Origin of the sequence: Legionella sp. 227, assembly GCF_043161935.1 — a bacterium.
Lineage (GTDB): Bacteria > Pseudomonadota > Gammaproteobacteria > Legionellales > Legionellaceae > Legionella > Legionella sheltonii.
The window spans coordinates 3,004,845-3,024,966 of record NZ_CP171154.1; the positions used below are offsets into that span (position 1 = coordinate 3,004,845).

Sequence of the window (20,122 nt, forward strand, 5' to 3'; positions counted from 1 at the left end):
GATTATAGCACAATATGTTGGGTTGTTCTCGGTACTAAATAACAAGATAATGTGTTTTGGCATAATGGTCAAGAGAATAATATGGGAGTATTTTGTGGATAACTTGTGGGTTTGTGCACAATTGTTCTTTATTGACGAGTTGTAGATACTGTCTTTAAAAGCAAGTTAAATGTTCATTAAAAGCTTGCTTATTTTTTAAGACACCGAAAATAATGTGAGCTAACTTGCGCATCACAGCACAAATGATTGTTTTCGGTGTTTTGCCTTTCGCTTGAAGTTTATTAGCAAAAGGAAGCAGCGATTTATTGTAACGTTTGGCAACTAAAGCAGCCATGTAAAGAGCCTTTCTTAATCGGCTGTCACCGAGTCTCGAAATCGTAGTTTTGCCGATAAAAGAACCTGATTGATGTTGTTTGGGAGTAATCCCCATATAGGCAGCGAATTGTTTTGCTGTTTGGAAGCATTGTACTTCAGGCATACGTGCCAATATCTGATAGGCAGTAAGTTTTCCAATACCCTTAATAGACAGTAATAATTCAAATTGCTCTCTAAGCTGCTTATTATTATCAATGCGTTCATCAATTTGTTGTTGAATGGCTTTAATTTCTTGTTCCAGCTTCTCAATCATTTTCTTGACGCTTTTCTGTGCTGCATGTCCCTTAAGGCTATGTAGTTGATTCGTTAATTGAATGACCTGGGCTTTTAGCATATCCAATACTTTAGTTAACTCTCTTATTTCTTTTTGCTCTATAGAGCTTGACTGATAAAGGCGGGGTTCCATACGTTGACCAAATTGGGCAATGATTTTTGCATCAATCGTATCATTTTTATTGCGTGCTAGGGAGGCTTTGGCAAAGCTCTTAATTTGAAAGGGATTAATGACACTCACTCGAATTCCTTTTTCCGTTAAGAAGTCAGCAAGCCCCTCGCTGTAATGACCAGTTGCTTCCATACAGACCCAAGGAGATATTGTGTGTTGCTCAAGCCATTTATGAAATGCTTGATATCCTTGTTTGTTATTAGGAAAAACAGCATGTTTGTAACGGTTATTGATTGCTAGAGCACTATCAAACTTATCCTTAGCGATATCAACACCTATAAAATCATATGCACTCATGCTAATCTCCAATGGCTGTAAAAAATACTTGAGGTTATTTATCATTGACCAAGCTTGCGAATACAGGCTTACTTTGACGAGAGCGGCCTAAGATACTGTTCGGTCGATTGATAAGTGGGGAGAAGGTCCTAATCTACACATCAGGCTTTTATGCCTTGCCCGGTTACAAGATCACTTCTCCCATCTCAAGTGCCCTTGAGATTAAGCTTTTTTGCTTACAGATTAAAGATACAAGCCTGGTTGCTTGCAATCAGGATTGACTAACATGCATCCACATACAAAAATGTATCCAATCGATCCTACGGTTTCTGCTTTAGCTAAGAGATCCCTTCTCCCGCATGTGGGAGAGGAGTAGGGTTCATTGCCGGTAATCCAATACCTTCGCCCACCCTGACGGTCACCTTATTCCCTCCCTCCGTTATCCTGGGCATGTCGAGGGCAGAGCGGGAATAGGGGGAAGTGAAATGTAATTAACCTGAGCTATGTCTTTTTTACAATTATTGCGTCACTGACATTAGAATAGCCATGAACATTCAGTAGGAATGAACCAATATGGGCATAAAGTTGGCTTGAACTCCCTCCGTCGAGATTAATCGCATCAACACATGATAAGGGTTGAGATCTCAGTAACTGAGCGAGCTTATTCGTCGTCATTGCAGCATTAGTTGACACCAAAATAATGACCCTCCCATCCGCAGTAATTCCAAGAGCAGAACGGTCAGCGATACCTGGTTTTAGGGATGGAATTTTTCCTTTAATTAATAACCGAGGTCCGCTTTGAATGGCGAAATCAATATGATCGTCGTGGTTAAAATGGTTTAAACTGGAAATATAAGCCTTATTATTTCGTACATAAAAAATTCCCCACCAACTAATTCGTTTTAAAGGATTTATCAATTTTTTATCATTGATCCTAAGTCCAAGCGGGTTAAACTCGTGATCAAAAAAACCGCCATTAATACTCAATAGCGCTTTACTGTGTTCAGCAAATTGATCTACAGAGGCATTTTTTAATGATAATTTTTTTGCATTGACCAAGGCCAGTTTATTTTTATTGAGATCGATACGGAATGCATAAATATGCGACCATGGCGAAAGAATGCCTCCTGAAAGATCCTGATATTCAATACCGGGACTTAATTTACGCCAATATCCTTCAGCATAGGATGAACGAACTGGCGTAAAGACGATGCAAAGCACAAATAATAAATGGAACAAATATGATTTGTTTGCAGGATAAACATTGGTTTGTGAAGACATGTTATTGTATCCTTATGTACATCATTCAATACCACGGAATCTCTTATGCAAATTAAAACGCAACATAACAATAGTGATATACAGAAGTCAACAACAGATTTAACTCATTTGATGAATGATGTACTCGAACTCGCCAAAAAAGAAGGCGCAACGGATGCGATGGTCGCAGTAAATAATGATAAAGGTTTTTCAGTTGATGTACGTATGGGGGAAGTTGAAACAGTTGCATTTAGTGAAGATAAGGGTGTTGGTTTGACAGTTTATATTGGTCAACGTAAGGGAGGGGCAAGCAGCACAGATACGTCTCCTGCCGCTTTGGAGGCGATGGTAAAAGCTGCATGTGACATTGCGCGAGTGAGTGCTGAAGATCCGTGTTTTGGATTGGCCGATAAAGAGCTCATGTCTAAAAATCATCCGGATTTGAATTTATTTCATCCTTGGGATATCGACCCACAACAAGCAATTGAGATGGCTCTAAAATGTGAGAAGTATGCATTAGCCCTGGATAAGCGAATAACGAATTCAGATGGAGTGAATGTATCTTCATACGAATTACATCATGGATTTGCCAATACACATGGTGGGTCTGGATTTATTCACAGTACACGTCACAGTTTAAGTTGTTCTTTAATTGCAAAGGATGGCGAGGAAATGCAACGTGATTATGACTATACAACGGCTCGTAATGCACCGGATTTAATAGACCCTCACATTATTGCTAAAAATGCAGTGGATCGTGCAATAAGCCGTTTGGGTGCGCAGCAGATTGAGACCCAAGTAACCCCTGTCATTTTTTCATCGCGTATTTCTAGTGGTTTATTTTCAACCTTTATTAATGCAATTAGTGGTTCAAACCTTTATAGAAAAAACACTTTCTTACTCGATTCTATAGGGCAGCAAGTGTTCCCAGAGTTTATTCGTATTTATGAACAGCCTCACCTATTAGGTGCTTTGGGTAGTTCCTCGTTTGATAGTGAGGGAGTTCCAACACGACCTAATCTCCTTGTTGAAAAAGGCCGTGTGATGCAATATGTATTAGGCAGTTACTCTGCTCGAAGAATGGGATTAAAAACTACAGCAAATGCTGATGGGGTTCATAACTTAACGATTGATCCTACAGCAGGTGATCTTGCCGATTTATTAAAAATAATGGGCAGGGGATTATTAGTCACTGAATTGATGGGGCAAGGAATAAATATTGTAACGGGTGATTATTCTCGCGGTGCCAGCGGCTATTGGGTTGAAGAGGGTCAAATCCAATATCCAGTTGATGAAATTACTATTGCCGGGAATTTAAAAGATATGTTCAAAGCCATTCTTGCCGTGGGCAATGATATTAATCCCAATATTGCAACACGATGTGGCTCCGTATTAATTGAAAAAATGATGATTGCAGGAAAGTAAAACGAAATCTGGATCCTTGCGATACGGCAGGGATCTGTTTTTTCGCCACTGAATCACATGAGTTTAAAATAATAGACGATCCCATCCAAAAATAGCGCAAAAATACAAATAGCCCAATAGGATAGGGAAAATGTAGGAGGATAATATTTCGATGGTTTGTAGAGACCCACATCATCGATTGATAAAATAATACTGAATAAGATTAAAGCTGGGAAAACAATTGAAAAACCGCCCAATTGCATCAGTGTCACACCACAAATTATTCCAATCAAAAAATAACGAAAAAATCTCTTTAAGCCAAAGTGAATTATTTGCATATTATTTTTCATAGTGCACCTGTCATGGCTAAATAGAGTAAAATTAGAAGAAACAATCCAATAGCTATGGTAAAAGTCCAGCTGAGTAAGTAGGCATACATTGGAGTAAAAGAGGGTAAAAATTCGCCTGTTTTTCTTGCAATAATCAAATCATGGAGTGCGAGCACACCACTCACCTGAATTAAGAAAGGCAGGATAATCGTCAAAAAAAGAGGAAAAAACGTGACACATCCTGCAAGCGTACCAATTAACAAATAACGTAAAAATCGTTTGATAAAGTATTTTACATAATCAAAAGTTTTTGGATCTTGCATCGTTATAAGTCGATTTTTTAAGGAATATTCGAAGAATATCATGTTTTTAATCAAGGTAGTGAACTTGCTTTGTTGATTCTTTATTCTACGCTTTAGATAAGAGGATTTAATTGGAGTCGGCATGCGCAGGGTCATTTTAGCAGCATTGCTGGTAGCGAATACTGCTTTCGCAGGTGAAGAGATTGTTGGTTTTGCAGCATATGAAAATGGAGATTACTCCACTGCTTATCCATATTTAATGAAATCCGCAAGGGATGGAAATCCTGAGTCCATGTATTTAATTGGTCGTATGTACCAGTATGGTGAAGGTATAACTAAAAATTATACTGAGGCAATAAGTTGGTATCAAAAATCAGCCGATAAAAATAATCCCTTAGCACAACTCAGTCTGGGCTTTATGTATGACCTAGGCCAGGGAGTAAAGCAAAATTTTCCAGAAGCATTTAAATGGTACATGAAGTCCGCTAAGCAAGGTAATGCGATTGCGCAAAGAAATATTGGTCTGATGTATGTGACAGGTGATGGTGTTAAAGAAAATAAAAAGACTGCATTCGAGTGGTTCGAAAAATCTGCGAAACAAGGATACAGTAAAGCTCAAGTGAATCTTGCTTATGATTATATTGTTGGCGAAGGAACAGCCAAAGATGCTAATAAGGCTTTATATTGGTATCAAAAGGCTGCCGATCAGGGAGATGTCCGTGCCGAGTATAGTCTAGGTCTTTTGTATACTGGACAACAATCAGGTGTTGCCCAAGACGATAAATTAGCATTTTACTGGTTTTCCCAAGCAGCGAATCAAGGACACGTCAAAGCAGAGACTTATTTGGCTTATTACTATCTTAAAGGATATGGAGTTGAAGCCAATCCAGAAAAAGCGGCATATTGGTACCAAGCTGCGGCACTTAGTGGCCAACCCGAGGCACAAGCTGAAATTGGGCAATTACTTCTAACTGGAACTGGAATTGATAAAGATTACCAACAAGCTGCATATTGGTTTACTAAGTCTGCAGCACAAGGAAATCCTATTGGGCAGGCCAAATTGGGTTATATGTATCTTGCTGGATTGGGCGTAGACAAAGATTGGATTAAAGCATATGCCTTGTTTAAGATTGCGGCACAGAGCAAAAATGAGGAAGCGGCAAAAGAGCTGAAGATGTTGAAAAGTAAGCTATCTGATGCTGATGTTAAAGCAGGCAATGATCTGGCCAAAGAAATAATTCAAAACAATAATTTTAAGGTACCTCAAAAAGAAGAATAAAATTGTTTACGAAAACGATTTATCATCAACAGAGTAAGTGATCTCTGATGTTGGGTATGAGTTTTATTAAAAAAGGTTCAAACCAGTTGATTCTTCCTCATCAATTCCTCTAAGTCATCTCTTCATAGAAACACGTCATTCCGAACTTAATGTGGGATCTGCAATATGTTACATGAATCTCAGCAGATTTTTTGTCGTAAACGCATACAATAACGGGTCCTAGTAAACATTGAAACTTTGTCGAATCACATTCACTGAGATTTTTTCATTTTTATCTTTGCTTCTTTTAAATAATGTATATACGGTAAGATTTAGATTATCGCTCGTGGCATAAGCGACACCGAGAAAATAGGTGCTCTCCAGGGTTATTTGATCATTAGCAATATCAAGCTTTTTGAGTAATTCCGAGATTTTTCCTAAGTCTTTAATCCCATTTTCTTTTCTTATCTTGATTAATTCATTAAGCTGGGTTTCCTTCATCCCGCTGCTTAGTGATTTGAGTACTTTTATTGGTGCTGTATTGATATTAATTGGTGTTGCTTCAGGTAATGCAGTTACTAAAGGTTCTAAGGACAAATAAAGCGGCGCGTTCACATCTTTGATCAGACGCAATTCGGACTTGCTGCTCATCAGTTGATGGCTGGGGTAATAGGGAGGTTTTTGGTTGACATAATAAGATAAATAATTGTCTTTACCTCGAGCGAGGTCATAAACAGAGAGCCAATCATTAATTGCCAAGGCAAATTTCACTTTTTCTGATTCATTATTTTGTGGTATGGCAGTTCCGATAAGGTTTATAAAACCTAACATCGACTTTCTATTTCCTAAATTATTAATATTGTATTGAGCTTGTAAATCATAAAGCGCGCCCTTCAATGTGACGTTGTTATCGATATTTTCCATATTCGGGGGATAGAGACTGACAATTCCTTGTGGAGTTGCTTTAATCAATTTATTTTTTTTATCAGCTAATTGTCCTAGGCCCCAAAAAGTAACTGCTTGTGAAGCAAGATAAAGCCTATCGTGAGTGATGATAAGCCGAGTACGGTAAATATCTAATTGCACTTTGGTGCTCATTGCAGTGGCTACAATCGCAACTAGAGTCATAATAAACAGAGCAGTGAGTAGGGCACTACCTTTTGTCCACTTATCCTGCAGCATAAACTGCACCCGGTACAATAAAAAGTAAATTGATCTCGCCCTGGTCTTGCAAGGTCATATTAACTTGTATGGCCTTGGGAAAAGGCTCTTTATGCTGGTTTAGTCCTATAGCTTGTTCTCTCCATTCAGGCAGTACTTGCAAATTTTGATTTAAATAACCGAAATGACAATTAGTAAGGCGATTCAGCAAAGGCTTATCCTCATAGTTATCTTGATTCATTCTATCGAGAGTACTCCAAGTTCGGCGGATTAAAGTGCCTTGTTGACAGATATAAGCAACTCGCTTTAGCGTGCTGCGTTTTTCAAGGCTACCTGGATTGACATCTCCATCACGAGTGAATTCGAGAGTATTCGTTTGTCCTACAAAAGCAGGCGCTAATTGCATGTCATTACTGCGAATGGGGCGCTCCACTATTTGACTTGTATCTTGTTGAATAAGGCTTATCGCAAGTTGCAGTTCATTCAAGCGTTCGCTTTGTTCATTGACTCGAGCGCGTGTTGTGAATGCGTTATACAAAACAGAAGAGGTAATTGTTGCTAGAATGGCAAATACTGCGAGTGCGATTAAAATCTCAATTAATGTAAAACCTTTAAGCGCTGCAGGTGGGGTATTTTTTTTCATGATACATACCGGAATGCTTGCAGTTCCTCTCTAAAAGGTCCTGATTTTTCAGTACTCACTGAAATAACAATTTTTTGAATGTTTTTTTGTGCTGTGGAACTTACTTTTGCTCGCCAGTACCAGTGTTCATTCAACATCGTTGTATCCTGGGTGGTTTCCTGGCTTTGATTAATCTGCAATAAATTGAGTTGAATCATTGCTACCCCTTGCATAGCGATCCAATGACTCACTGTCTTTTCTTTAACACGACGTGTTGTTTCTACATTTTGTGATATTGCTTTCAACAGCGCAGTTAATGCAATCGCTATTATAGACAGTGCTAATAATACCTCAATTAGAGTGAAACCTGATTTGCGGCGTGGAGTACTCATTTAGTGGGCACCACATTAAGTTGTAACACTCCATTTCGCTTACCAATCAGTGATGCTAAATTAGGGTCTTGTTTGCTGCCAAAACTCAAAGTGAAAGGGGTTATATCACCAGAGGCAGAAATAATAATAGCAGGGGTTCCTGGTGGGGTAGCGTGATTGGTTTTCAAAGTAATATGTGTGTCTTGGGGAAAATAAGTCATTTTAAACACTCCTTTTTCGGAAATGGGCTTCCATAGAGCGTTGTTGAGTTGCAGAACCTGGTAACTGGCATTATCAATACGCAAACCTAGCGTGCTGGTTTCCAAAATAGCCTGTTGCTGTGCTAAACGAAGTGTATTAGCTAATTGTTCTACAGAAAACAAGATACGTCGATTTTCACCAAAATCACCAAAAGCAATTAAGGCAAAACCAAAGGTTATGCCTATAATCACCAAAACAATCAAGATTTCAATCAGGGTAAAACCTCGATTATGTCTATTTTTTCTCATCCCAATTACCAATTTCGGCATTAATACCCGTACCTCCAGGTTGTCCTTCAGCACCGTAGGTAAATACATCGACATCACCATGTTGACCAGGATTTAAATAAAGATAATCTCGGCCCCACGGATCTTTGGGCAGTGACTTAAGATATTGTTTCCAATTATTCGGTATTGGATTTGAGGTGGGTTTCTCAACTAGCGCCATCAAGCCTTGATCGGTGGTTGGGTAATTACCATTATCAAGCTTATATAAATCCAGAGCATTTTGTATTGCAAGTACGTCTTGTTTTGCCTTTACTTTTCGTGCCTCATCGGGACGTCCCATAATTTTAGGTACTACTATAGAAGCCAGGATACCTAATATAACAACTACTACCATGATTTCAATTAATGAGAAACCTTTTTGTCGATTCATTTTTGCTCCAATTTAAATGCAGACTGATTGTAACTTTAAGTAATTAATTGTTCCATTGAGAAAATAGGTAATAACGTAGCAAGCACAATAAACAAGACAATTGCACCCATAAACAAAATCACCATCGGCTCTAATAATGTCAGGGAAGTATCAATTATCCGTTTCACTTCATTATCCAGATGGACTGCTGCGCGTTCCATCATATTTGATAATTGGCCACTTTTCTCACCGCTGGCAATTAAATGGATTGCCATTGGGCTAATATAACCTGTTTCTTTTAACGCTTCATTAATACCACATCCTTCCCTAACTTTAACTGCAGCAGCATCAAAAGCTTGTCGCATAACGACATTAGTTACTAAACTCGCTGCAACACGCATTGTTTCCAGAACACTCACACCTGCTGCGAAAAGTATACCAAAAGTATGGATATAACGCGAAACATTAACTGTTTTAACTAAATACGAAACGATGGGTAATTTCAATAAGAACCGATGCCAAAGTAGTTTAATTTTTTCATTGGCAAGACTTTTTTTAAAGCCAATAAAAATCAGAATAATGCCTAGCAAAGTATAGAGGCCATAATCTTTAATGAAATGGCTAATATGAATTAATATGAGTGTCATTTCAGGAAGCGTTTGTCCTCCGCTGGTGAAGACTTCAATGATTTTAGGAACTACAAAACTGAGCAAAAAGCAAATAATAGCAATTGAAACGAGGATCATAATGAATGGATAAATCAATGCCTGCTGAACTTTTTGACGGGTTTGCTGTTGATTTTCAGTATAATCAGCTAACTTTTCTAAAACCACATCAAGGTGCCCAGTTTGCTCACCGGCACCCACTGTAGCTCGATACAATTCTGGGAATGCTTGTGGAAATTGACCCATAGCTTGTGCTAATCCATAACCTTCAAGCACTTTGGCACGAACACCAATAATCAGTTCTCTCACTTTGTCTTTTTCTGTTTGCTCGCTGACCCCACGCAACGATTCTTCGACGGGAATGCCAGCAGCGAGCAATGTAGCTAATTGACGAGTGAATAGGGCAAGATCTGCAGCAGAAATTTTGCCTTTGGTATTGCTCCCTGAACGTTGTTGGGTTAGCACGCGAATTTGGGTTGGAATTAATCCTTGATCCCGCAAAAGTTGGCGCGCATGGCGTTCAGAATCAGCTTCCAGTACCCCTTTGGTTGCGTTGCCGCTTTTTTGAAGCGCCTGATATTGATAAGCACCCATAATTTTTTATGGTTTATGTGAAAACATAGAGTGTAATCTATTGGGTTTAATAAGTCACTTAAGGTACACTATATACCCAGACTATCCTGGAGAGCAATAATGAGCAAAAATACAGTACAAGAGGCTATTAAAGAGCACGATGTCAAATTAATTGATCTGCGTTTTACCGACATTCGTGGTAAAGAGCAGCATATCACCATTCCAGTTTCAGCCGTAGATGACGATTTTATAGAAAATGGAAAAATGATTGATGGGTCTTCCTTTAAGGGGTGGCAAAAAATACATCAATCTGATTTGGCGTTAATGCCTGATTTGGAAACAACCAAGCTTGATCCGTTTTTTCAAGACAATACGTTATTCATTCGATGTAATGTAGTTGATCCTAAAACCATGATGGGTTATGAGCGTTGTCCTCGATCACTGGCATTACGTGCTGAAGCTTATTTGCAATCTACGGGTATTGCTGATACTGCCCTTTTTGGACCTGAACCAGAATTTTTTGTTTTTGACAGCGTGCAGTGGGAAACAACCATTGGCGGTGCTTTTTATAAAATCGACTCAGAAGAAGCACAATGGTATTCAGGAAAAGAGTTAGAAGGTGGGAATATTGGTCATCGGCCTCCAATAAAAGGCGGGTATTTTCCTGTTCCTCCAGTCGACTCTTCCCATGATATGCGTTCTGCAATGTGTCTCACTCTTGAATCCTTGGGAATGGTAGTTGAAGCCCATCATCATGAAGTAGCCACTGCAAACCAATGCGAAATTGCTACTCGATTCAATACATTGACTAAGAAAGCAGATGAATTGCAGATTTTAAAATATGTAATTCATAATGTAGCCCATAATTATGGAAAAACTGCTACTTTTATGCCTAAACCTCTAGTTGGAGATAATGGAAGTGGGATGCATTGTCATCAATCGTTATCTAAAGATGGGGTGAATCTGTTTTCTGGCGATCAATATGCTGGTCTTTCAGAAACTGCGCTTTATTACATTGGTGGAATCATCAAGCATGCGCGTGCTTTAAACGCATTTACTAATCCATCAACCAACAGTTACAAACGGCTAGTACCTGGCTTTGAAGCCCCAGTTCTATTAGCTTATTCCGCAAGAAATCGATCTGCTGCAATTCGTATTCCTCATGTGAACAATCCTAAGGCGCGTCGTATTGAGGTACGTTTCCCTGATCCTACAGCAAACCCTTACTTAGCATTTTCAGCTATGATGATGGCCGGCTTGGATGGTATCCAACGTAAAATTCATCCAGGTCATGCTATGGATAAAGATCTCTATGATTTACCACCAGAAGAGTTGGTTGATGTGCCTACAGTATGCGCTTCTTTAGAGCAGTCCATGGAAAATCTGAAGATGGATTATGATTTCTTGATACAAGGTGATGTATTTACCGAAGATTTCATTAATAACTACATCAGCATGAAGGAAGAGGAAATTAGCAAAATAAGGAGTTTGACTCATCCTTATGAATTTGAGTTATATTACAGCCTTTAGGAATAAATGGTGATGAATAAATTTTTTGTATTTCTATCATTGATGATAGTGATTTGCGCATCTTATGCGCAAATTTACAAATGGACTGATAGTCAGGGAAATGTACATTTCAGTGATACTCCTCATGAGGGGGCTGTGATTGTAACGATTCCTGATGCACAAAGTTTTTCATCACCAACCCCACCAACTTCTCAAACACCACCATCATCAGAACATGAGAATAACACGGTAAAGTTAAAGCATACTTATACAAAATTAGCGATTGCTCAACCTCAATCGGGTACAACCATTCGTAATAATCAGGGTTTTGTCGCGGTGACTGTTGAAGTAGAACCTGAGTTATTTCCTGGAGATAAATTACAGCTGTTATACGATAACGGTGCCCTTGGCGAACCTCAAAGAAATCCTGTGTTTGAAATAAATGGTATGTATCGAGGAACCCATACTTTGTCAGTGCAAGTTTTGGATGCAGATGAAAATGTGATTGAAACAAGCGATCCAATAACCATTTATGTTTTCAGACCACGGGTAGGTATGGTTCCTGGTGGTGGAGCACGTTAGTTTGTTTACAGTTGCCTATTTTGGTGCAAGATAGCCCATTGTAAATCAGACCCTAAATTTGGCGGATTAATTATGTTAATTTTATTATCACCAGCTAAAAAATTATTAAATAGTTTTAAGCCATATGCTGGAACTACATCTGAACCAATATTTGCGGATAAAACAAAAATTCTTGTGAAACTGATGAAAACGAAATCAGCTAACGAGATAGCTGCTTTGATGGATTTATCTAAAGATTTGGCTGAATTAAATTATAATCGTTATCAATCTTTTGATCTAGAAGAAAAAGTGCTGTCACACTTATATCCAGCTTTATTTTTATTTCAGGGAGATGTTTACCAAGGTTTAAAAGCTGCGACTTGGGAGCAAAAGACTGTGGAATATTCACAAAATCACTTGCGAATATTATCTGGTCTTTATGGCTTATTGAAGCCATTGGATAGTATTCAGCCCTACAGGCTTGAAATGGGCGTACGTCTAGAGAATCCTTCTGGCAAAAATTTATATGATTTTTGGCAGGAAACAGTGACTCATTCGCTCAATCAACAATTAGCAAACCAAAAAAATCCCGTTTTGATTAATCTTGCTTCTACTGAGTATTTTAAAGCTGTGGATGAAAAAAGATTAGATTATCCCATTGTTACCATCAATTTTTATGAGAGAAAGCATGAGCAACTGAAAATGATTGGTATTCATGCTAAAAAAGCTCGCGGAACGATGGCAAAATTTCTGATGCAAAATCAATTTGATGATTTGACGCATCTTAAGCAATTTAATGAGTTAGGCTATAAATTCCATGAGCCGACCTCAACTGCTCAGCATCTTGATTTTGTAAGAGATACCCATTAAATAATAAATAATGGATCCAAGTTGTCACAGGTAGGAACGATAGTAGGTTGGCCTTAGCCTAACAATTAATTTAAGGAAATGTTGGCCCAAGGCCCGACCCACATCAAACTCCGCTTTGAAGTGTGGATGAGCGTTTAATCCGTGTTACTAATATAATTTGATATTTAATCTATGTGGAATTTATCCAGTCGAGTACATCATTTAAATCATTTTCCTAACGATGAAGTGGATTGTTATGTTAAGCGGGATGATGAGTTAGGTTGTGGCATTAGTGGTTCAAAGTTACGTAAGTATGCCAGCCTTTTCCCTTTTTTAATTGAGCAGGGAATACAGCATTTAATTATTATTGCTGGACCACAATCCAATAATTTACTTGCTGCCTTGCAATTGGCCAGAGAGTTTAAGTTAAAGGTGACTGCTTTTTTAATTAAACCTTGGAAATTAGAACTGCATGGAAATTATAAATTAAGTCGTCTATTTCTGGACGAGCAGGAAATCGTTTGGATTAGTCGCGATGAGTGGTCACAAGTTAATGAATTGGCATCTCACCATCTACTCACCTTAAAAGAAAAAGGGTTCGTTTTACAAGAAGGTGCAAGTGTTCCCGAGGCAATGAGCGGGGCATTGACTCTTGCAGATGATATTATTTTGAATGAACGAACTTTAGGTTTTAAATTTCAACATATTTTTATTGATGCCGGTACCGGTTTTTCTGCTGCTGGACTCTTAAATGGATTGAATCGATCACATCATTCGGCACAAGTTCATGTATTGTTACTAGCGGATAACGAATCAATATTTCGCTGTAAGTTAAAGCAATGGATTGGTTTCATCCCCCAAAATGTTTTTTGTTTTTATCCAACTACAGCAAAAGCTTTTGGTTCTGTAAATCAAACCATTAAAAATGAAGTCAAACGTATGGCACGAGAAGAGGGCATTTTGGCTGATCCAATCTATGCAGCAAAGCTCTTCTATGAATCAAGGAAATACATCGAAACCCAACAATTAAAAGGCAAAGCCTTAATCATTCATTCTGGTGGCACATTAACGATGCCTGGATTTAATTACTAGGGGGTTGTTGAATGGTCAACAGTTCCTGGACACTCATGTTAATTTCATTTCATTTCCCCCTTGAAATTTACTAACCTAAACCCTATATGGTAAACATCATCATAAAATGTGTAACAAGGAGATTAGGTAAATGTCGAATAAGCAACAAACTATGGGCTTTCAAACAGAAGTAAAGCAAATGTTGCATTTGGTAGTGCATTCGCTTTATAGCAACAAAGAAATATTTTTACGTGAATTAATTTCTAATGCTTCCGATGCATTAGACAAATTACGATTTTTGGCTTTATCAAACAACACACTTTATGAAAATGACTCCGATCTAAAAATTACCGTTGAAGTTAATGAGAAACTAAAAACGATAACGATTAAGGATAATGGTATCGGTTTAAGCTGGGATGAGGCAGTGGAGAATTTAGGGACCATTGCGAAATCAGGCACTAAAGAATTTATGAGCCATTTAACGGGTGAAAGTGCGAAAGATTCACAGTTAATTGGACAATTCGGTGTGGGATTTTATTCCGCATTTATTGTTGCAGACAAAGTAACCGTAAAAAGCCGACGCGCTGGGATGAAGCCTGAAGAAGGAATCGTTTGGGAGTCAAATGGTGAGGGAGAATTTACCATTGCTTCTGAAAATAAAGCAACACGTGGTACTGAAGTTACTTTACATATCAAAAAAGAGGATGATGAGTTCCTTAGTAACTGGCGTTTGCGAAGTATTATCAGCAAATATTCAGACCATATTTGCTGGCCTATCGAGATGAAGAAAATATCTCAGGATGATAAAGAATCAAATGAATATGAAACTGTAAATAAGGCAACTGCCTTATGGACAATGCAAAAATCAGACATTACTGATGAAGAGTACAAACAACTCTATAAGCACATTTCTCATGATTTTCAGGATCCACTCATCTGGTCACATAACCATGTTGAAGGAAAAAATGATTATATTTCTCTACTTTATATTCCTGCTCATGCACCGTTTGATTTGTGGCAACATGAAGTGAAGCATGGCTTAAAACTTTATGTGAAACGAGTTTTTATTATGGATGACGCCACTCAATTTTTACCTCGTTATCTGCGATTTGTTAAAGGTATTGTTGATGCAAGCGATTTGCCACTTAATGTCTCCCGAGAAATTTTACAAGACAACAAGCAGGTAGAGAGCATACGTTCTGCATGTACCAAACGTGTTTTATCCATGCTTGAAAAAATGAGTACTCAGGATAAAGAAACGTATCAAAAGTTTTGGAATGAATTTGGGTTGGTTTTGAAAGAAGGACCCATTGAAGATTTTGCTAATAAAGAAGCGATTGCCAAGTTGCTACGTTTTGCGACAACTGCAACCGACTCTGAGAAACAAGAAGTAACTTTAGATGAGTATGTAAGTCGCATGAAAGAAGGCCAGGATAAAATTTATTATATTACTGCGTCCAGTTACAATGCGGCTAAGAATAGCCCTCATTTAGAAATCTTTAGGAAAAAGGGAATTGAAGTCTTATTACTCAGCGACAAAGTGGATGAGTGGTTAGTTGGTTATTTGAGCGAATATGCTGGGAAGAAATTGCAGTCTATTTCCAAGGGTAAAGTGGAATTAAATGATGAATCAACCGAGCAAATAAAAGAGCAAGAGAAAACGCTTGAACCCTTGTTAAAACATATTAAGCAAGTCCTAGATACACAAGTTAAGGATGTATTGGTTACAAACAGGTTAACTGATTCACCCGCTTGCGTTGTTGCTGATGAGCAAGATATGGGCTTGGAAATGCAACGTATTCTGCAGGCCGCTGGTCAACAAGTACCTACGAGCAAGCCTGTTTTTGAAATTAATCCAGACCATGCATTAATTAAACGTTTACATGATATTCAAGATGATGATTTATTTAAGCTATGGGTCACCATGTTGTTTGAACAAGCCGTTTTAGCTGAGGGTGGTCAACTCGATAATCCAGCTGATTTTGTCAATCGAGTCAATAAGCTGTTGGTTTCAACGGCAGTATAGAAATAATTTATTTTGCCTGGGTACAGCGTCGTTGAACCCAGGCTCTATTTTTCTGTTCAAGTTAAACTCTTGATTGTTGCGATTTTGTATTAAGAGTTCCTTTCAAAATGACAAGTACAATCACTGCTGCTTCTCAAGCTATAGAGCAAATATCCTTGCTTTTAAAATAGATATTTACAAGTAAATCCAAACCAAGTATTTTAAATAAAGAACAGATTGTATATTTAAAGGGAGTTAATATGTTTGCAAAAGGATTTTTGTTCTCCGCTGAATTTTCTTGGGATCAAGATTTATCTATCAAAGATAATGTTAAGTTTTTAATTCATGATTATATACCTTATGGATTTAATGTACTAACGAGAAAAACACATTTAACTGATGCAAAGAAGCTGATTTCCCTCTTAGAGACAAATCAAAATATTACCGATTTTGAAATTTATTTATTGATTCAAACGATGAGGCAAGAATTGAATGATGAATCTGGTGAGTTTAAAAACAGATTAAATTTTTGTGTGCGAAAAATGGAAGAGCAAAATACTTTGTTCAAAACTATGGGGGAAACTGGGCAAGCGATTAAATCCCTTGTTTGTATGAACCAATAATACCTCAACAGTATTTGTTTGAATTTAAAGTGATACGAGAGGAAGGGAATGTTATCGGCCACGGCCAAACTTTGATTCGCATATTAAAATTTAATAGGAGGGATGTTTCTGGCAAAAACGAAGTTCATCTCATTGCTGATTAGTATAATTGTTGTTATGAGAAATCTACTCAAGAGAGTGCATTTAATAAAGGCAACAATCTGATGTGATTTTCCTGTTTACTATTTTACTCACTTGGCAAGCTCTAGAATACTAAGCTATTTTTCTTTCTTTAAAATCCTGGGAAATATTATTTTACTGTTTTCCCAGGATTATGTAGTGATTATGCGTAAGGGAGTACTAATACCGTTGTTCCTACATCAATGAAATTCTCATTCAGCCATTTTGCCGCCCCGGGTAAAACACGAATACAGCCATGGCTGCTGTTGTATTTAGGTACTTCATAGGCCGCATGAATTGCATAACCGTCATGGAAATGCATGCAATAAGGCATTTTGGCTCCGCCTATGACATGGCCATCACGAGCAATAGGATATTCATTGGATTTACAGTCAGCTCCTTTTTTATTGAACACATGGAAAGTTCCTGTAACTGTTCTACATGATTCGTGAATATCATCACAATAATCCATTCCGCCAGAGGCACTACCGGTCATAACTCTGTTTCCTTGGGCATCATAAGCTGCCCATGCATTAGCTTTTGGATCAAAAACAAAGAGTTTTTTTCCTTGAACATCTCGTTTCATCGGAAAAACTTTGCGGCCACGTGTATCGTCTTGATAGGGCGTTGTGTAATGTAAGTTACCTGCATCATCTGCAATGACATCAGGTTTATCAGTAACACAGGAGGTTAATAGTAGGCCAATTAGAGGGGTTAGATAGATTATTTTTTTCATTACAAATCCTTAAAAGCTGGTTTATCTACTGCAAAAAAAAGGCTCGATATTCGAGCCTTTTTAACATAATTAAAATTTATTATTCATCAGTTAAGCGAAAATATTTAGTTCCAAAATATCTTTGGAGTTTCTTACGGATGGTGCCACGGCTAATACCTAGCATCTTAGCAGCTTGTAGTTGATTGCCACGACGTTTTTCCATAACTGCTTGCAGTAATGGAGGCTCAACCTCAGATAATATCATGTCATAAAGATCATCGATGTTTTTGGTCTTGTTTTCAGCAAGAAAACGAGTGACTAGATTGTAGACCAAATCTTGTAGACCTTGGTCTTGTTTAGTCATGCTTAGAGTAGTATCAGGTGTTTCAATGACAGTCATCTTAACTTCCTTATTATTAATTAAATCACACATTCCAATTGCTAACATTTAAAATGAAAGCAAAATTAATTGTACATGAAGGATAATTGATATTCTATATTTTTAAGAGAAAACTATGCATTATTTTCGAGCAATTGATTCACCACAAGACTAAATAATGAGCGATCAGATTTTTCAGAGGACAATGATTTCTTTACCTTGGTTAATTGCGAAATCATTTTTGTAGGTTGCTCGGGATCATTATAAAAAAGATCAATATAGCGAGTTAATTCATGAGCATTACAGTCGTATTGTAAAAACTCTGGCACAATCATTTTGTTCGCCAAAAGATTACACAGACCAAAGAATTTTACGCGAATAAACCTCATCGCTAATACGTAGGAAAGAAAAGAGGATTTATAAATAATACACATAGGTTTTTCTAATAAGGCACACTCGAGAGAGGCCGTACCTGAAGCAACAATGATGAAATCCGCGGCAGCCATACAATTTATTGCTTTACCTTGGACAAAGCTAATCGATAACTGCATATCCGAAAAATAATCTTTAATTGTTTCTGGATTAATTGTATCTGCAATAGGGATTACAAAATGTAAGTTAGGATAACGTTGCTGCAAAGTCTGCGCAGTATCCCGCAGTATGGGCATATGATATTTGATTTCATTCGTGCGACTTCCAGGAAGAAGCGCAAAAATTTTTGCATCCTGAGGCAGACCTAGAGCTGTACGTTGCACATTGCTGGAGTCAACAGATGTTATTTTTTCTACTAAAGGATGACCAACAAAATTGACAGGGACTTGGGCTTTTTCATATAAAGTTTTTTCAAAGGGCAAAATAACTGCCATTTGGTCAACGCATTTCTTGATTAGATGAATACGATTTGCTTTCCATGCCCAAATTTGCGGGCTTATATAATAGAGAATTTTAAGACCTAATTTTTGCTTTGCATATTTAGCCAACCTCAAATTAAAGCCAGGGTAATCGACTAGAATAAGTAAATCTGGTTTTTGTTGGTTTAAATGTTTTTTAATGGCAATAAATGCCTTACGGATTACATTAAGGTGACGAATAACAGCTGTAAGTCCTGTTACGCCAAATCGTGCTAAATCAGAAATTATGTGCGCTCCGGCTTCTTGCATATGCTGACCACCAATCCCACTAATCTCTATATCAGGATAGGTGGCTTTTAATTGCCGAATTAAAACGGATGCATGAACATCACCTGATTCTTCACCAGCAATAATGACAACTCGTTTAGATTTTTGCATGACGTTCAATTAAATTATTCTGAATGAGCGTAGTAATTGTCTCAGCAGTTTCAAGCGCAAGACGGCCATCTTCACCAGTAACCAATGGAAGCGTGTCTTCTTCAATGCATCTGATGAACGATTTTATTTCTTCAAGTAAGGCGTCACTTTTTTCAAATTCTTTTTCATCACGAATGATATCAGGAATACCGGGAAATAGTTCACCCTTTCCTTTTTTAAAAACAGCAAATTTTTTGTGCTGATAATCAATTGAAAGATACGAATTAGGTTGAAATATTCTTGTCTTACGTTCCGTCTTAAAGCTTACTCGACTTGCCGTAATATTGGCGACACACTGGTTAGCAAATGTAATATGTGCATTGGCAATATCGATTGCATTAGTAATTACGGGTGTCCCGTGGGCTTGGATTGAGGCAATGGGGCTTTTTACTATATTTTGAATTAAATCGATGTCATGAATCATTATATCGAGAATCACATTAACATCTGCACCACGAGGATTAAAGGGAGCTAAACGTTCTGATTGAATAAATAAAGGAGTATCTAAATATTCATCCAAAGCGAGTCGTGCAGAGTTAAAGCGTTCGAGATGTCCTACTTGCAATTTTACATGGTTTTTCTTGGCAAGATGAATTAATTCTTCTGCCTGAGTTATTGTTTCAGTGATTGGCTTTTCAATTAACACATGGATGCCATGTTCCAAAAATGCTTTGGCAATATCAAAATGCTTATTGGTCGTGGCGGCAATGCTTACTGCATCAACCTTGCCAAATAAGTCGCGATAATCGCTATAGCCTGGGACATCCAACTCTTGTGATACGCCGTCTAATGCTTTCTGATTCAGATCACAAACCCCAATTAACTCGGCATTTGGAAGGAGTTTATATTTTTGTGCGTGAAATCTACCTAAATAACCTACACCAATTACTGCGCAGCGAATTTTACTCATTATGTCTATATGTTAATTATTTGTGCGAATGATCGCATTTCCTGGATGATAAATCAATTTTAAAAGAGTATTATT

At 37.8% G+C, this 20,122-nt stretch carries 22 protein-coding genes; 8 read left to right on the forward strand and 14 right to left on the reverse strand.

Going from position 1 to position 20,122, the window contains the following annotated elements:
- Positions 1 to 154: 154 nt before the first annotated feature.
- Positions 155 to 1,117, reverse strand: coding sequence for an IS110 family transposase (locus ACF8MK_RS13040; RefSeq protein ID WP_392536322.1), 963 nt, complete (start codon positions 1,115 to 1,117; stop codon positions 155 to 157).
- Between the two features lie 480 nt (positions 1,118 to 1,597).
- On the reverse strand, positions 1,598 to 2,377 hold the full coding sequence (locus ACF8MK_RS13045; protein ID WP_265704055.1) for a phosphodiester glycosidase family protein: 780 nt from the start codon (positions 2,375 to 2,377) through the stop codon (positions 1,598 to 1,600).
- Positions 2,378 to 2,422: 45 nt separating this feature from the next.
- On the opposite strand from ACF8MK_RS13045, the gene pmbA reads away from it, so the two are divergent.
- Positions 2,423 to 3,781 carry a metalloprotease PmbA gene (pmbA, locus tag ACF8MK_RS13050; protein ID WP_392537024.1) on the forward strand — a complete coding sequence of 453 codons (1,359 nt, stop codon included), beginning with the start codon at positions 2,423 to 2,425 and terminating at the stop codon, positions 3,779 to 3,781.
- 53 nt (positions 3,782 to 3,834) lie between these two features.
- Here the strand turns inward: pmbA and ACF8MK_RS13055 are convergent, their stop codons facing one another.
- Positions 3,835 to 4,110: a hypothetical protein gene (locus ACF8MK_RS13055; protein ID WP_392537025.1), complete on the reverse strand. Its 276-nt coding sequence runs from the start codon at positions 4,108 to 4,110 to the stop codon at positions 3,835 to 3,837.
- Positions 4,107 to 4,535 carry a hypothetical protein gene (locus tag ACF8MK_RS13060; protein WP_392537026.1) on the reverse strand — a complete coding sequence of 143 codons (429 nt, stop codon included), beginning with the start codon at positions 4,533 to 4,535 and terminating at the stop codon, positions 4,107 to 4,109. The genes ACF8MK_RS13055 and ACF8MK_RS13060 overlap by 4 nt, the downstream gene beginning before the upstream one ends.
- On the opposite strand from ACF8MK_RS13060, the gene ACF8MK_RS13065 reads away from it, so the two are divergent.
- Positions 4,534 to 5,670, forward strand: coding sequence for a tetratricopeptide repeat protein (locus ACF8MK_RS13065; protein ID WP_392537027.1), 1,137 nt, complete (start codon positions 4,534 to 4,536; stop codon positions 5,668 to 5,670). The two genes, ACF8MK_RS13060 and ACF8MK_RS13065, sit on opposite strands and share 2 nt — an antisense overlap.
- Before the next feature lie 219 nt (positions 5,671 to 5,889).
- Here ACF8MK_RS13065 and gspK read toward each other — a convergent pair whose 3' ends face one another.
- From gspK to lspF, 6 genes are read right to left on the reverse strand one after another with little or no spacing between them, the layout of a single operon-like run.
- Positions 5,890 to 6,831: a type II secretion system minor pseudopilin GspK gene (gspK, locus tag ACF8MK_RS13070; protein WP_392537028.1), complete on the reverse strand. Its 942-nt coding sequence runs from the start codon at positions 6,829 to 6,831 to the stop codon at positions 5,890 to 5,892.
- The gene (lspJ, locus tag ACF8MK_RS13075) at positions 6,818 to 7,453 is read right to left on the reverse strand and encodes a GspJ family T2SS minor pseudopilin variant LspJ (RefSeq protein ID WP_392537029.1); all 636 of its coding nucleotides are present in this window, start codon (positions 7,451 to 7,453) and stop codon (positions 6,818 to 6,820) included. Before lspJ ends, gspK begins: the two co-directional genes overlap by 14 nt.
- Positions 7,450 to 7,824 carry a GspI family T2SS minor pseudopilin variant LspI gene (gene lspI, locus ACF8MK_RS13080; RefSeq protein WP_392537030.1) on the reverse strand — a complete coding sequence of 125 codons (375 nt, stop codon included), beginning with the start codon at positions 7,822 to 7,824 and terminating at the stop codon, positions 7,450 to 7,452. The genes lspJ and lspI overlap by 4 nt, the downstream gene beginning before the upstream one ends.
- Positions 7,821 to 8,312 carry a type II secretion system minor pseudopilin GspH gene (gene gspH, locus ACF8MK_RS13085; protein ID WP_392537031.1) on the reverse strand — a complete coding sequence of 164 codons (492 nt, stop codon included), beginning with the start codon at positions 8,310 to 8,312 and terminating at the stop codon, positions 7,821 to 7,823. Before gspH ends, lspI begins: the two co-directional genes overlap by 4 nt.
- A complete protein-coding gene (gene lspG / locus ACF8MK_RS13090) occupies positions 8,299 to 8,721 on the reverse strand; it encodes a GspG family T2SS major pseudopilin variant LspG (protein ID WP_265704064.1) in 423 nt (140 codons plus the stop codon). The genes gspH and lspG overlap by 14 nt, the downstream gene beginning before the upstream one ends.
- A gap of 35 nt (positions 8,722 to 8,756) precedes the next feature.
- The gene (gene lspF, locus ACF8MK_RS13095) at positions 8,757 to 9,959 is read right to left on the reverse strand and encodes a GspF family T2SS innner membrane protein variant LspF (RefSeq protein ID WP_392537032.1); all 1,203 of its coding nucleotides are present in this window, start codon (positions 9,957 to 9,959) and stop codon (positions 8,757 to 8,759) included.
- A gap of 99 nt (positions 9,960 to 10,058) precedes the next feature.
- On the opposite strand from lspF, the gene glnA reads away from it, so the two are divergent.
- The 6 genes from glnA (at position 10,059) to ACF8MK_RS13125 (ending at position 16,556) form a co-directional block, all read left to right on the forward strand.
- A complete protein-coding gene (gene glnA / locus ACF8MK_RS13100) occupies positions 10,059 to 11,468 on the forward strand; it encodes a type I glutamate--ammonia ligase (protein ID WP_265704066.1) in 1,410 nt (469 codons plus the stop codon).
- A gap of 12 nt (positions 11,469 to 11,480) precedes the next feature.
- On the forward strand, positions 11,481 to 12,029 hold the full coding sequence (locus ACF8MK_RS13105; RefSeq protein ID WP_392537033.1) for a DUF4124 domain-containing protein: 549 nt from the start codon (positions 11,481 to 11,483) through the stop codon (positions 12,027 to 12,029).
- 72 nt (positions 12,030 to 12,101) lie between these two features.
- Entirely contained in the window at positions 12,102 to 12,878 is a 777-nt protein-coding gene (yaaA, locus tag ACF8MK_RS13110) for a peroxide stress protein YaaA (RefSeq protein ID WP_392537034.1), read from the forward strand.
- Between the two features lie 171 nt (positions 12,879 to 13,049).
- Entirely contained in the window at positions 13,050 to 13,949 is a 900-nt protein-coding gene (locus tag ACF8MK_RS13115) for a 1-aminocyclopropane-1-carboxylate deaminase (protein ID WP_392537035.1), read from the forward strand.
- Positions 13,950 to 14,079: 130 nt separating this feature from the next.
- A complete protein-coding gene (htpG, locus tag ACF8MK_RS13120; RefSeq protein WP_392537036.1) occupies positions 14,080 to 15,954 on the forward strand; it encodes a molecular chaperone HtpG in 1,875 nt (624 codons plus the stop codon).
- A gap of 239 nt (positions 15,955 to 16,193) precedes the next feature.
- Complete coding sequence (locus ACF8MK_RS13125) at positions 16,194 to 16,556, forward strand: hypothetical protein (protein WP_392537037.1); 363 nt, start codon at positions 16,194 to 16,196, stop codon at positions 16,554 to 16,556.
- Positions 16,557 to 16,878: 322 nt separating this feature from the next.
- Here the strand turns inward: ACF8MK_RS13125 and ACF8MK_RS13130 are convergent, their stop codons facing one another.
- The 4 genes from ACF8MK_RS13130 to ACF8MK_RS13145 form a co-directional block, all read right to left on the reverse strand.
- Positions 16,879 to 17,451, reverse strand: a complete 573-nt coding sequence (locus tag ACF8MK_RS13130) for a L,D-transpeptidase (protein ID WP_265704071.1) — start codon at positions 17,449 to 17,451, stop codon at positions 16,879 to 16,881.
- A gap of 79 nt (positions 17,452 to 17,530) precedes the next feature.
- Positions 17,531 to 17,830 (reverse strand): helix-turn-helix domain-containing protein, encoded by a 300-nt coding sequence (locus ACF8MK_RS13135; RefSeq protein WP_028380363.1) that lies wholly within the window; start codon positions 17,828 to 17,830, stop codon positions 17,531 to 17,533.
- A gap of 113 nt (positions 17,831 to 17,943) precedes the next feature.
- Positions 17,944 to 19,098 (reverse strand): lipid-A-disaccharide synthase, encoded by a 1,155-nt coding sequence (gene lpxB, locus ACF8MK_RS13140; protein ID WP_392537038.1) that lies wholly within the window; start codon positions 19,096 to 19,098, stop codon positions 17,944 to 17,946.
- Positions 19,085 to 20,047, reverse strand: coding sequence for a Gfo/Idh/MocA family oxidoreductase (locus ACF8MK_RS13145; RefSeq protein ID WP_392537039.1), 963 nt, complete (start codon positions 20,045 to 20,047; stop codon positions 19,085 to 19,087). Before ACF8MK_RS13145 ends, lpxB begins: the two co-directional genes overlap by 14 nt.
- Positions 20,048 to 20,122: the final 75 nt, after the last annotated feature.

Coding starts and splice junctions, on each gene's coding strand:
- ACF8MK_RS13040 (WP_392536322.1), bottom strand. CDS start 1,117: ATGAGTGCATATGATTTTATAGGTGTTGATATCGCTAAGGATAAGTTT.
- ACF8MK_RS13045 (WP_265704055.1), bottom strand. CDS start 2,377: ATGTCTTCACAAACCAATGTTTATCCTGCAAACAAATCATATTTGTTC.
- pmbA (WP_392537024.1), top strand. CDS start 2,423: ATGCAAATTAAAACGCAACATAACAATAGTGATATACAGAAGTCAACA.
- ACF8MK_RS13055 (WP_392537025.1), bottom strand. CDS start 4,110: ATGAAAAATAATATGCAAATAATTCACTTTGGCTTAAAGAGATTTTTT.
- ACF8MK_RS13065 (WP_392537027.1), top strand. CDS start 4,534: ATGCGCAGGGTCATTTTAGCAGCATTGCTGGTAGCGAATACTGCTTTC.
- ACF8MK_RS13060 (WP_392537026.1), bottom strand. CDS start 4,535: ATGCCGACTCCAATTAAATCCTCTTATCTAAAGCGTAGAATAAAGAAT.
- gspK (WP_392537028.1), bottom strand. CDS start 6,831: ATGCTGCAGGATAAGTGGACAAAAGGTAGTGCCCTACTCACTGCTCTG.
- lspJ (WP_392537029.1), bottom strand. CDS start 7,453: ATGAAAAAAAATACCCCACCTGCAGCGCTTAAAGGTTTTACATTAATT.
- lspI (WP_392537030.1), bottom strand. CDS start 7,824: ATGAGTACTCCACGCCGCAAATCAGGTTTCACTCTAATTGAGGTATTA.
- gspH (WP_392537031.1), bottom strand. CDS start 8,312: ATGAGAAAAAATAGACATAATCGAGGTTTTACCCTGATTGAAATCTTG.
- lspG (WP_265704064.1), bottom strand. CDS start 8,721: ATGAATCGACAAAAAGGTTTCTCATTAATTGAAATCATGGTAGTAGTT.
- lspF (WP_392537032.1), bottom strand. CDS start 9,959: ATGGGTGCTTATCAATATCAGGCGCTTCAAAAAAGCGGCAACGCAACC.
- glnA (WP_265704066.1), top strand. CDS start 10,059: ATGAGCAAAAATACAGTACAAGAGGCTATTAAAGAGCACGATGTCAAA.
- ACF8MK_RS13105 (WP_392537033.1), top strand. CDS start 11,481: ATGAATAAATTTTTTGTATTTCTATCATTGATGATAGTGATTTGCGCA.
- yaaA (WP_392537034.1), top strand. CDS start 12,102: ATGTTAATTTTATTATCACCAGCTAAAAAATTATTAAATAGTTTTAAG.
- ACF8MK_RS13115 (WP_392537035.1), top strand. CDS start 13,050: ATGTGGAATTTATCCAGTCGAGTACATCATTTAAATCATTTTCCTAAC.
- htpG (WP_392537036.1), top strand. CDS start 14,080: ATGTCGAATAAGCAACAAACTATGGGCTTTCAAACAGAAGTAAAGCAA.
- ACF8MK_RS13125 (WP_392537037.1), top strand. CDS start 16,194: ATGTTTGCAAAAGGATTTTTGTTCTCCGCTGAATTTTCTTGGGATCAA.
- ACF8MK_RS13130 (WP_265704071.1), bottom strand. CDS start 17,451: ATGAAAAAAATAATCTATCTAACCCCTCTAATTGGCCTACTATTAACC.
- ACF8MK_RS13135 (WP_028380363.1), bottom strand. CDS start 17,830: ATGACTGTCATTGAAACACCTGATACTACTCTAAGCATGACTAAACAA.
- lpxB (WP_392537038.1), bottom strand. CDS start 19,098: ATGCAAAAATCTAAACGAGTTGTCATTATTGCTGGTGAAGAATCAGGT.
- ACF8MK_RS13145 (WP_392537039.1), bottom strand. CDS start 20,047: ATGAGTAAAATTCGCTGCGCAGTAATTGGTGTAGGTTATTTAGGTAGA.